At 49.4% G+C, this 10,833-nt stretch carries 11 protein-coding genes and 1 pseudogene; 11 read left to right on the top strand and 1 reads right to left on the bottom strand.

Going from position 1 to position 10,833, the window contains the following annotated elements; genetic code table 11:
- The first annotated feature begins 324 nt into the window (after positions 1–324).
- From ABC831_RS26035 to ABC831_RS25985, 11 genes are all read left to right on the top strand, one after another.
- Positions 325–1,488: an iron-containing alcohol dehydrogenase gene (locus ABC831_RS26035; RefSeq protein ID WP_343250995.1), complete on the top strand. Its 1,164-nt coding sequence runs from the start codon at positions 325–327 to the stop codon at positions 1,486–1,488.
- Between the two features lie 303 nt (positions 1,489–1,791).
- Complete coding sequence (locus ABC831_RS26030) at positions 1,792–3,096, top strand: PTS sugar transporter subunit IIC (RefSeq protein WP_343250994.1); 1,305 nt, start codon at positions 1,792–1,794, stop codon at positions 3,094–3,096.
- Between the two features lie 48 nt (positions 3,097–3,144).
- A complete protein-coding gene (locus ABC831_RS26025) occupies positions 3,145–3,450 on the top strand; it encodes a PTS sugar transporter subunit IIB (protein ID WP_343250993.1) in 306 nt (101 codons plus the stop codon).
- Positions 3,451–3,774, top strand: a complete 324-nt coding sequence (locus tag ABC831_RS26020; RefSeq protein WP_343250992.1) for a PTS sugar transporter subunit IIA — start codon at positions 3,451–3,453, stop codon at positions 3,772–3,774.
- On the top strand, positions 3,771–5,198 hold the full coding sequence (locus tag ABC831_RS26015) for a 6-phospho-beta-glucosidase (protein ID WP_343250991.1): 1,428 nt from the start codon (positions 3,771–3,773) through the stop codon (positions 5,196–5,198). Before ABC831_RS26020 ends, ABC831_RS26015 begins: the two co-directional genes overlap by 4 nt.
- A 75-nt stretch (positions 5,199–5,273) precedes the next feature.
- Positions 5,274–5,807 (top strand): DUF6512 family protein, encoded by a 534-nt coding sequence (locus tag ABC831_RS26010; protein ID WP_343250990.1) that lies wholly within the window; start codon positions 5,274–5,276, stop codon positions 5,805–5,807.
- 419 nt (positions 5,808–6,226) lie between these two features.
- Positions 6,227–7,630, top strand: a complete 1,404-nt coding sequence (locus ABC831_RS26005) for a D-alanyl-D-alanine carboxypeptidase family protein (protein WP_343250989.1) — start codon at positions 6,227–6,229, stop codon at positions 7,628–7,630.
- Positions 7,631–7,841: 211 nt separating this feature from the next.
- Positions 7,842–8,258: a rhodanese-like domain-containing protein gene (locus ABC831_RS26000; RefSeq protein ID WP_343250988.1), complete on the top strand. Its 417-nt coding sequence runs from the start codon at positions 7,842–7,844 to the stop codon at positions 8,256–8,258.
- 11 nt (positions 8,259–8,269) lie between these two features.
- Positions 8,270–8,704, top strand: a complete 435-nt coding sequence (locus tag ABC831_RS25995) for an RrF2 family transcriptional regulator (protein WP_343250987.1) — start codon at positions 8,270–8,272, stop codon at positions 8,702–8,704.
- A 37-nt stretch (positions 8,705–8,741) separates the two neighbouring features.
- Positions 8,742–9,434, top strand: coding sequence for a TlpA family protein disulfide reductase (locus ABC831_RS25990; protein ID WP_343250986.1), 693 nt, complete (start codon positions 8,742–8,744; stop codon positions 9,432–9,434).
- Positions 9,435–9,667: 233 nt separating this feature from the next.
- The gene (locus tag ABC831_RS25985) at positions 9,668–10,267 is read left to right on the top strand and encodes a VanZ family protein (RefSeq protein WP_343250985.1); all 600 of its coding nucleotides are present in this window, start codon (positions 9,668–9,670) and stop codon (positions 10,265–10,267) included.
- A gap of 111 nt (positions 10,268–10,378) precedes the next feature.
- On the opposite strand, the pseudogene ABC831_RS25980 reads toward ABC831_RS25985, so the two are convergent.
- Positions 10,379–10,666, bottom strand: a pseudogene (locus ABC831_RS25980) (CatB-related O-acetyltransferase); the annotation flags it as partial.
- Between the last annotated feature and the right edge of the window lie 167 nt (positions 10,667–10,833).

Here is a 10,833-nt window from a genome sequence, read left to right as displayed (position 1 = left end):
TTTTTGTCTATGCGAAACCGACATAGAATCAATCAAAATCACGAATTCCATATGGTTATTCTTCCCGGTTTAATTTCTTAAGTTCGCGCCTATGGGGACAGGCCCCTTTCTCCACGCAGTTGCTGGAAGATTTGGGCGTTACTACCGAAAGGTGCCAGTCCCCTCCCAGTTGGCTTTGCCAAATATAAATTACATCAAAAAGGAAGTAAAAAAAGCTTGACTTTCAGTTAACTTTAAGTTTTATACTCAGATTAGGTGAGAAATGGTTGCCGCATTCTGCAAAGGTAAAACATTTCCCAATCATAAATCAAAGGAGTGGTCTAAATGCAGTTTCAATATTTTATTCCCACCAGAATTCTGTTTGGAAAGGGGGAGCTGTCCAATCTGCATAAGCAGCAGCTGCCGGGGAAAAAGGCGCTTATCGTAACTTCCGCCGGAAATTCAGTGAAGAAATACGGATATTTGAGCCGGCTGGAGGAACAGCTTGAGCTGGCTGGGGTATCCCATGTGCTGTTTGATAAAATCCTTCCGAATCCTATTAAGGAACATGTGATGGAAGGGGCTGCTCTGGCCAGGGAAAACGGCTGTGATTTTGTCATCGGCCTGGGAGGAGGAAGCAGCATCGATTCCGCGAAGGCGGTCGCTGTAATGGCTGCGAATGACGGGGATTACTGGGATTATATATCCGGCGGCAGCGGGAAAGGGAAAGAATTGTTAGGGAAGCCTCTGCCGATCGTGGCGATCACGACAACGGCCGGCACTGGGACAGAAGCAGACCCTTTTGCCGTGGTGACGAATGGACAGGAGAAGATCGGATTCGGCTGTGACGGCACTTTTCCGGCTCTGGCTGTGGTCGATCCGGAACTGATGATGTCGATCCCCCCGCATCTGACGGCGTATCAGGGGTTTGACGCGCTGTTCCACAGCACGGAAGGTTATATTAGCAAAGCCGCCAATGAGGTCAGTGATCTGTTCGCGTTAAGAGCCATAGAACTAATCGGCAAAAGCCTGGCCAAAGCAGTCGAAAACGGCAGTGATCCGGATGCCAGAGCGGATGTGGCGCTGGCCAATACACTGGCTGGTATGGTGGAATCCACTTCCGGCTGTATCTCTGAACATTCCATGGAACATGCCATGAGTGCTTATCATCACCAGCTGCCTCATGGAGCGGGACTGATCATGATCAGCAGGGAATATTACACATTCATGGCAGAATCAAAGTCATGTGATGAGAGGCTGGTCGCTATGGCGAAGGCTCTGGGGTTCCAAGACGCCAAAGAGCCAATGGATTTTGTCAAAGCGCTGACAGACCTGCAGAAAGCCTGCGGTGTGGATCAGCTGAAGATGAGCGACTATGGTATTACGGCGGATGAGCTGCCGCAAATGGCAGCCAACGCAAAAGAAACGATGGGCGGACTCTTTGAGGGTGATCCCGCAGTCGTGAGTGTAGAGGCGGCAGCGGAAATATACCGCCGGTCCTATCGGTAAACTTAATCGGATATCAGTTAGAAAGAGCTGGAGCGTTCCGGCTCTTTTTTGATTTCAGAGGAAAGTGCTCCTATGAAATAAAACGCTCCGCGGGGATCGTACTACGGCGGAAAGGAAGATGCCGCTTACTCGGCCCGCCGTAGGCGGAAAGTTTCGCAAGCGAAACTCTTTATCATGAAAACAAACATAACGGACAATGTATAAAACAATGGAAAGGAACAGAAACTAAGCCGGAATTTAGTAATCTTCAATCAATTGCAGCAGATCGTGATTGAGGGGAAGGACATCAGATAGGAGGACATTATGAAGGATTTTTTTGATAAGCTGCTGGACAAATTTATGCAGGCAGCCAGTACAAAATCGATAACGGCTTTGAAGGATGGATTTGTTTTGACCATGCCGATCACCCTGATCGGGTCCCTGTTTTTGTTAATCGCCAACCTGCCGTTTTCCAACTATGCGGGATTCATGGAGAGGACCTTTGGGACGCAGTGGAATGTGGGGCTGAATCAGGTATCGGCCTGTACGTTTGATATACTGGCGATTATTATAGCCATCGGGATCGGTTATGCCTACGCAAAAAATGAGGGATGTGACGGGATATCCAGCGGTATCTTATCTTTGGTTTCCTTTTTGATCGTCTCTGCGTCATCTGTCGTGAGCGAGGGCGGCGAGGTAGTAGGCAGTGTGATTCCCCGGGGCTGGACCGGCGGAAATGGAGTGATTGCGGCGATTCTTGTGGGGCTGCTGGCCAGCAAGATCTTCTGCTTTTTTGTGAAGAGGAAAATTACCATTAAGATGCCGGCCGGAGTACCGGAAGGGGTGGCCAATGCGTTTACCACGCTGATCCCGGGCTTTGTGATCATCCTGCTGTCCATGATCGTTTATCAGATTTGTATGGCATTGGCGGGGCTGTCATTAACCGAGCTGATCTTTGAAATCTTCCAGGTACCGATGCAGAATCTGAGTGATACTCTTGCGGGAGGAATCGTGATTGTGCTGCTGATCTCTCTTCTGTTCTGGGCAGGCCTGCATGGACCGAATATCGTGATGGGTGTCATGGCGCCGATCCTGACAGCCAACGCCCTGGCTAATCAGGCGTTGGTGGATTCCGGGACAGCCCTGGCGGTGGAGAACGGGGCTAAGATCATGACGCCGCAGGTGATTGATAATTTTGTAAAATTCGGAGGCACCGGGATCACGCTGGGACTATTGCTGGCTGCGTTACTGACAGCCAGATCCGGACAGATGCGGGAGATCTCCAAGCTTTCCGTTATTCCCGGGTTTTTCAATATCAATGAACCGGTGATTTTCGGGCTGCCGATCGTATTTAACCCGATCATGCTGATTCCCTTTCTGGCAGTACCGCTGGCAGCTCTTTTGATCACCTATGGTGCTACGGCGATCGGCTTTTTGCATCCGTTTAACGCCGTGCAGGTGCCCTGGACTACGCCGCCGGTGATTTCCGGATTTATTTTGAACGGCTGGAGGGGGGCGCTGGTGCAGCTGATCATCCTGATCCTTTCGGTGATTGTTTATTTACCATTTATGAGAAAGCAGGATGCTCAGTATCTGGAGTCCGAGCGGGCGGCAAAGGAACAGGAATAGATAATGATTGGTAATCATAGAAATAGCAGAAGAAATGGAGAATATACGATGAAAAGGATTATATTAATGTGCAATGCGGGTATGTCGACCAGTATGCTGGTCAGTAAAATGAGAGAAGCAGCCGAGGCGCAGGATTACGCTTGTACCATTGAAGCCTGTCCGGTTTCAGATCTGAACGCGGCAGCCGGGGCAGATGTGATATTGCTGGGACCGCAGGTGCGTTTTCAGTTATCCAAGGTACAAAAAGCATACCCGGATATCCCGGTGGACGCCATATCCCCGATGGATTATGGTATGGTGAAGGGGGATAATGTACTAAAGGCGGCTAGGAAACTGATGAAGGAGACGATATAAGTGAACGAAGAAATGGAAACCATCTGCTTTCAGATCATATCCTTTGCGGGGGATGCCAAATCCTGTTATATGGAAGCGATCCAGGAAGCCAAACAGAATAACTTTGAGCAGGCCGGTCTGCGGATGGAAGAGGGAGATAAAAGCTTCGCGCAGGGGCATCACGTGCATGCAGAGCTGATCAGAAGGGAATGCTCCGGGGAACCTGTTCCGGTAGGTCTTGTGCTGATCCACGCGGAGGATCAGATGATGAGCGCGGAGATGACGAAAATGATGGCAGAGGAGTGGATCGGCTGGTATCGGAATAGGGAGGAAGAACGGATATGAGTCTGCCGGAGAATTTTTTGTGGGGCGGCGCTGTGGCGGCCCATCAGCTGGAAGGCGCCTGGCAGGAGGACGGCAAGGGGGTCAGTATCGCGGATGTGATGACAGCGGGGGCTCACAAAGTCCCCAGACGGATCACCGACGGAGTTCTGGATACAGAATATTATCCTAACCATGATGGAATTGATTTTTATCATCATTTCCGTGAGGATATCGCCTTGTTCGCTGAGATGGGATTCCGCTGCTTCCGGACCTCCATCGCCTGGACGAGAATCTATCCGACGGGGGAAGAGGACAGACCCAATGAAGCCGGGCTGCAGTTTTATGACGAGCTTTTTGATGAACTGCGCAAAAAGGGAATCGAGCCGGTGGTCACCCTGAGCCACTTTGAAATGCCGTACCATCTGGCAAAGAAATACGGAGGTTTCCGAAGCCGGAAGCTGATCGGGTGTTTTGTAAAATTCAGTGAAACTGTCATGCGGCGTTATAAGGATAAAGTAAAATACTGGATGACCTTCAATGAGATCAACAATCAGACCGCAGTGGAAACTCCGGTCTTTGGATTTACCTGTTCCGGCGTACTCTACCGGGAGGATGAAAATAAAAGACAGACGATGTGGCAGGCGGTTCATCATGAACTGGTGGCCAGCGCGGAAGTGGTAAAGCTTGGCCATGAGATAAATCCGGATTTTCAGATCGGCTGCATGTTGGCCGTTGTTCCGGTTTATCCCTATTCTTGTAATCCGGCGGATATGATGCGTTCGGTGGAAGTGATGCACGAGAGGTTTGCGTTCGGGGATGTATTCGTAAGGGGATACTACCCGGAATATTTGAAGAAAATGTGGGAACAGAAAGGATATCAGATCCGGATAGAGCCGGGGGACGAAGAGATTCTGAAGCAGGGAACCGTGGATTACATTGGTTTCAGCTACTATATGTCCGCGGCGGTGAAAGCAGGTGAACAGCTGCCGGACGAGACGGACAGCGGATTTGCCGGAAGTGTGAGAAATCCGTACGTGAAGGCATCCGAATGGGGGTGGCAGATCGATCCCGTGGGGCTTCGCTATGCGCTGAATATTCTCTATGAGCGGTATCAGAAACCACTGTTCATTGTGGAGAACGGCTTTGGCGCGGAAGATGTGCCGGACGAGGATGGATTTATTCAGGATGACTACCGGATTCAGTATCTCAAAGCCCATATCCAGGAGATGAAAAAAGCCGTGGAGCTGGACGGAGTAGATGTCATGGGATACACAGCCTGGGGATGTATCGATGTCATTTCATTCGGCACAGGTGAGATGAAGAAGCGGTATGGATTTATCTACGTGGATAAAGATAATGAAGGGAACGGTTCTCTTAAGAGATCCCGGAAGCGTTCGTTCAACTGGTACCGGCAGGTGATTGAGAGCAATGGGGAGAAACTGTAGTTGTATCCGGCAGGCAGGCCGCCGGTATAGAAGCACGGTGTATTGTGAGTATAGGAAAGGAAAGGAGGCGGCAGTGTGCTGAGAAGAACAGCGGTTATTTATGAAGTATGCGGATTCCTGTTTGTGGCGGCAGTGGGGACTCTGCTGCATTTCGTCTATCAATGGAGCGGTAATTCAGTGATCGTGGCCGCGGTCGCGCCTGTGAATGAATCGACCTGGGAACATTTGAAAATGCTCTATCTGCCCTTTTTGGTTTATGCTGTTTTTGAGTACTTCCGGGTCGGAAAAAATTATCCCAGGTACTGGTTCGGAAAAGCAGTGGGAGCCAGCGCGGGAATCGGTACGATTCTGGTATTGTTTTATACTTACACGGGAATATTGGGCACCAATTATCTGATACTGGATATCCTGACGTTTCTGGCCGGCGTCATCACAGCCTGCCGTTTCAGCTGGAACCTTTTCCGGGATGAGAGGGAACATGAGGGATATGTGACACTGAGTTTGGCGGTCTTGCTCGCCTGGCTGCTGGCTTTTATCATATTTACGTATGCTCCGCCGGCGATCCAGCTTTTTCAGGACCCCATAACCGGCGGTTTCGGGGCCCTCTGACCGGCAGCAGTAAGATCCGGTGACCGGCAAAGCCTGTGCCCTCTGATTAAAGATATGGCAGAGGGTGCCGCTTTGCAGCGGTTAAGTATTTAAAAAGTTTTTAATATAGAAGGGACTGGCAGAAATTGTCAGTTTCTGAAGATATTTTAAGATCACTTTCCCTTGTTGACTGGAAGGATTTGTAATATAATAAAATTTGTCTAAAGTTCAGCAGGCAGAATAAGTCTGCTGAGAAGCATTAAAATAGCGAAAGAGAAATGAGACAGATAAAATGCAATAAATAAAATGCGATAGATAAAATGCTGTCAATATATTTCAAAAGATAAGAAGTGTGTAAATATACATAGATAGAGAAAGACAGTGGGAAAGCGGGGATAGATGAGGGGCTGCTGTTAGGTATCATCAGGGAAAGGAATATTATGATACATAAAACATGCAAAGTGCTGATGTCAGGGATTCTGGCGTTTGGCATTTTATTAAATAGCGCGGGGCTGGCCCTGGCAGAGGAGGGGGCGGGAATTCCCGACGACTGGCCGGAGGCTCCGCAGATCATGGGAGATGCTGCGATCCTCATGGAAGCGGGTACCGGAACGGTTCTGTACGAGAAGAACAGTTATGAGCGGCATTATCCGGCCAGCATTACGAAGATTATGACGGCTCTTCTGGCTTTGGAGAACTGTTCCATGGATGAGATGATCACTTTCTCCCACAATTCCGTATATGACATTGATCCGGGCTGCTCGATTATCGGTGATATCGATGAGGGAGATCAGCTCTCCATGGAAAAGACCATGTACGGCATGATGTTAAATTCAGGAAATGAAGCGGCATACGGCATCGCGGAGCACGTGGCGGGTGATCTGCCTTCCTTTGCGGAGATGATGAATCAAAGAGCCCGGGAACTGGGATGCCTGGACACCCATTTTGTCAATGCCAACGGGCTGCACAACGATGATCATTATACGACCGCTTACGATATGGCGCTGATATCCAGGGAAGCGCTGAAAAATGAAGAGTTCCGCAAGATTGTGCGCACGGTCCGGTATACCATTGAACCGGATGCGTATTGCGGGGAACCCAGGTATATGAAAAATCATCACAAGATGCTGCCGGGCGGAGATTATGAATATCCCGGCTGCATTGGCGGAAAGACCGGATATACGCTGCGGGCCAACCAGACTCTGGTTACGTTTGCCAAGCGTAATGGAATCGAGCTGATTTGTGTCACCTTAAATGAGACCAGCCCGAACCAGTTTTTGGATACAAAAGCTCTGCTGGACTATGGCTTTGATCAGTTTCAAAGGGTCGATGCGGCTGAGAAGGACACCCGGTATCTCGCCGGACAGGAATCCGGTCTTTTGCCGGATCAATTCATGGATGCGGCGCCGTTCCTGAAGCTGGACCCTTCCGGCTATGTGGTGCTGCCCAAATCCGCTGATTTTGCGGACACCACCTCAGAATTCCAGATGTCCGGCAACGGGGAGGACGCGGGAACGGTAAAATATTACTATGGGGGCTACCCTGTGGGCTCGGCAGACGTCGTGGTGGATGTGACGGAAGAAAAACATATTTTTCCGGTTAACGCTGCCGTAAGCGGGGGGAATCAGGCAGCAGGAGAAAACGCTGCCCATGAAACCGCAAATAACGGTTCCGATAAAAAAGGAACACGGGAGGAGAAAGAATCTCACCCGCTGCGCACATTTTTTATTGTGATCGGAGTGATACTGGGAATAGCGGCGGCTCTGTTTGCGGCGGCGGTTATCCGGGTGCGCATTTTAAGAGAGAAGCGCCGGAGGAAAAAACGCAGAAGATACAGGCGGTAGTCAAAAGGGGACATGTCCATTCCGGTCAATATCCGGGGACAGGCCCCTTTCTCTGCGCAGTTGCCGGAAGGTCTGGTTTTACTGCCGAAAGGTGCCAGTCCCCTCTCATAATAGAAACTGGAAGATTAAAAATAGGTGAGGATACTTGACAATTTACATTGTAACTGTTATAATTACAGTTACAAAACGGGAAGGGCGCGGAGGACCGAAGATGAAGAAAAAAATATGGATGATAGGTGTGATGCTTCTGTCGGCATTCTACTTATATGGCTGTGCAAAACAGGCGGAGAGCCAGGAAAGCCCTGAAAAGGCCGGCTATCAGAAAATAACGCCGGAAGAGGCAAAAGAGATGATGGATACCCAGGATGATCTGGTGGTTGTGGATGTCAGAAGGCAGGATGAATACGATGAAAAGCACATCGGGAACGCGGTCTTGATTCCGTTAGATACCATCACGGATGAGCAGCCGGAACAGCTGCCGGATCTGGATCAGCCCATTCTGGTTTACTGCAGAACCGGAGTGAGAAGTAAAGCATCTGCAGAAAAATTAGTGGACATTGGCTACACGGCGGTTTATGATATTGGTGGAATCGTGGACTGGCCCTATGATACAGTCAGTGAAAACTAGGAGGAATTGATATGACGGGAGAATTTGCGGTGGCAGTGCATTCACTTGTTTTTTTAAATCACATGAAAGAGACGGTATCCAGCGAGGTACTGGCTAAAAATGTATGCACAAATCCTGCAAGAGTGCGTAAAGTTCTGGCAAAGCTTAAGAAAAGAAATCTGGTGCTTACCAAGGAAGGCATCGACGGCGGATACTATTTTGCGCAGGATCCGAACAGGGTAAATCTGGCGGATATCTGCGAAGCCCTTGAGATCAAGGCGGTAGATTCTTCTTATCGGTCCGGGGATCCGGATGTGGAGTGCATGATCGCGTCCGGTATGGCGGGAGTGATGGATGACATTTACCAGACATTGAATCAGAATTGTATGGAATCCCTGAAAAAAATCACCATAGCGATCATCGACGAGGAATTACAAAAGAGAAAAAAACAGAAAGCCTCAGGCTGACAGGAACGGATCAGGTTCCTGTGGAAAGGAAGAGTAAATGAAGAAAAGAATAATTATGGCAACCATAGGTCTCATTCTGGCATTGTCACTGACTGCATGTGGAAGTACAAATGAGACGGAAGGCAGCAAAACGCCCTCTGCTGCCAGCACACAGGAACCAGCGGCAAGTCCCGCACAAGACCAGCAGACAAAAGAACCGGAGGAAGGATCACAAGCAGAGGTAACCCCCGGAGCCGCAGATGCGGCCAAAGAATCTGAAGATAACACGCAGACAGCCAGCTTTCAGAATTTCACCACCACTGATCTGGATGGAAATGAAGTAACTCAGGATATATTCGCCGATGCGGACCTGACCATGATGAATGTCTGGGCGACCTTCTGTGACCCCTGTATCCGGGAAATGCCGGAGCTGGGCGAACTGTCAGCCGAGTATAAAGATAAGAACGTGCAGATTATAGGAGTGGCTTTTGACACTTTGAACCAGGATATGAGTATATATCAGGAACAGGTGGATCTGGCGAAAGAAATAGCGGAAAAAACCGGAGCCAATTATCTGCACCTGATTCCCTCCGCGGATCTTCTGCAGGCAGGCCTGATGGATATCGTGGGTGTACCTACCACCTATTTCTTCGATAAGGACGGGAATCAGGTAGGGGAAGCGGTAGTGGGCTCTAAGAATAAGGAAGTCTGGGCCTCTATTATTGATGAGCGGCTGGCGATGCTTCAGTAAGACAGAAAAGCGAATACGGACCTGAAGGAGTTGTGCGGTTATTGTATAACCGGCCGAATCCTTTCAGGTCCTTTTCATTTTTAACGGGATCTCAAAACGGGATCTCAGCTTATAATGAATATCTGCGCAAACTTAATGGAATCTTCAGATATCATTAAAGATATCCTAAATTCATTCATGTATGATAAAAGAGCAGCGATTGGAAATCCGCAGGGAAGAGGGAGGTACAGAAAATGCGGCAAGATAGAAAAAGGACATTGATTTTACACGGAATGGGAAGTGTCTGTTTCCTGTTATGTGTATATGTGGTATTCAAAATAACAGGAATCTCCCCGCTCAGCGGATTCCATACGGATATTCGAATAGAGGAAATAAATGTGATACCGTTTTGGGGAATCCTGGATCTCTTTTGGACAGCGGACGGTTGGGAAGGGATCAGGTTCGCCCTGATCAATGTGATCGGCAATGTATTGTTATTCTGCCCGCTGGGCTTCTTACTGCCGTTACTGTGGGAAAAGTATGCAAAATGGTGGAAGACCCTGGCTGTAGGAGCAGGCCTGTCGGTGCTGATCGAATGTACGCAGCTGTTTTTAATCCGCGGTTCGGATGTGGATGATGTACTTTTGAATTCGCTGGGGACCCTGATCGGATACGGGGCCTGCAGACTGGCCGGCAAACTGCTGAAACAGTTCTGTCTAAGTTTTCGAATCATACCAAACAAATCATGGGAAATAAAAATAAGAAAGCTGGAGCCGTGGATTTATATTGCCCTGGCTTACGTTGGAATCATAGTGGCAGGATTCTATAAGCGGTATCTGTACCTGCAAATGTAGGTCAGACATAAAAATCCGGCCGGACTGTTATGGACATGCGAATGCAGTGAATACAAGCACTCATCCATAACAGCCCGGCCGGTTTGGCCGAATCGTTATCGCAGCCCTGTCTTATTCATCCAGAGCATCCAAATCGCCGGCCTGGATAGACCTGATACGATCCGATATTTTCTCAACAGGCCAGTCCCACCATCTTAAAGCGAGCAGCCGGTCAATGACTTCCGGTGAAAAACGCTGCCGGATCGGTTTTGCCGGAACACCTCCCACGATTGTATAGGGAGGGACATCCTTCGTGACGACAGCGCGGGTACCGATAATAGCGCCGTCCCCTATGGTAACACCTGCCAGGATCACGGCCTCATAGCCGATCCACACATCATTGCCAATTACAATATCCCCCTTATTATCCCAGGCCTTTGCCGGACTCATACCGTGCGCCCATTCATTTAAATGGGGATTTTGTGGACGAAGGTCCGGGAAGGGAGGGAGGCGGTCCGGCCTTTGGAACCGGGCGGCGAATCCCGTGGGGCCAAATCACTTCGGCCGGACCTAAGAATGGCTAACTC

The organism is Diplocloster hominis, from assembly GCF_032380655.1.
GTDB lineage: Bacteria > Bacillota > Clostridia > Lachnospirales > Lachnospiraceae > Diplocloster > Diplocloster hominis.
This window is presented reverse-complemented; position numbering and strand designations above follow the sequence as displayed.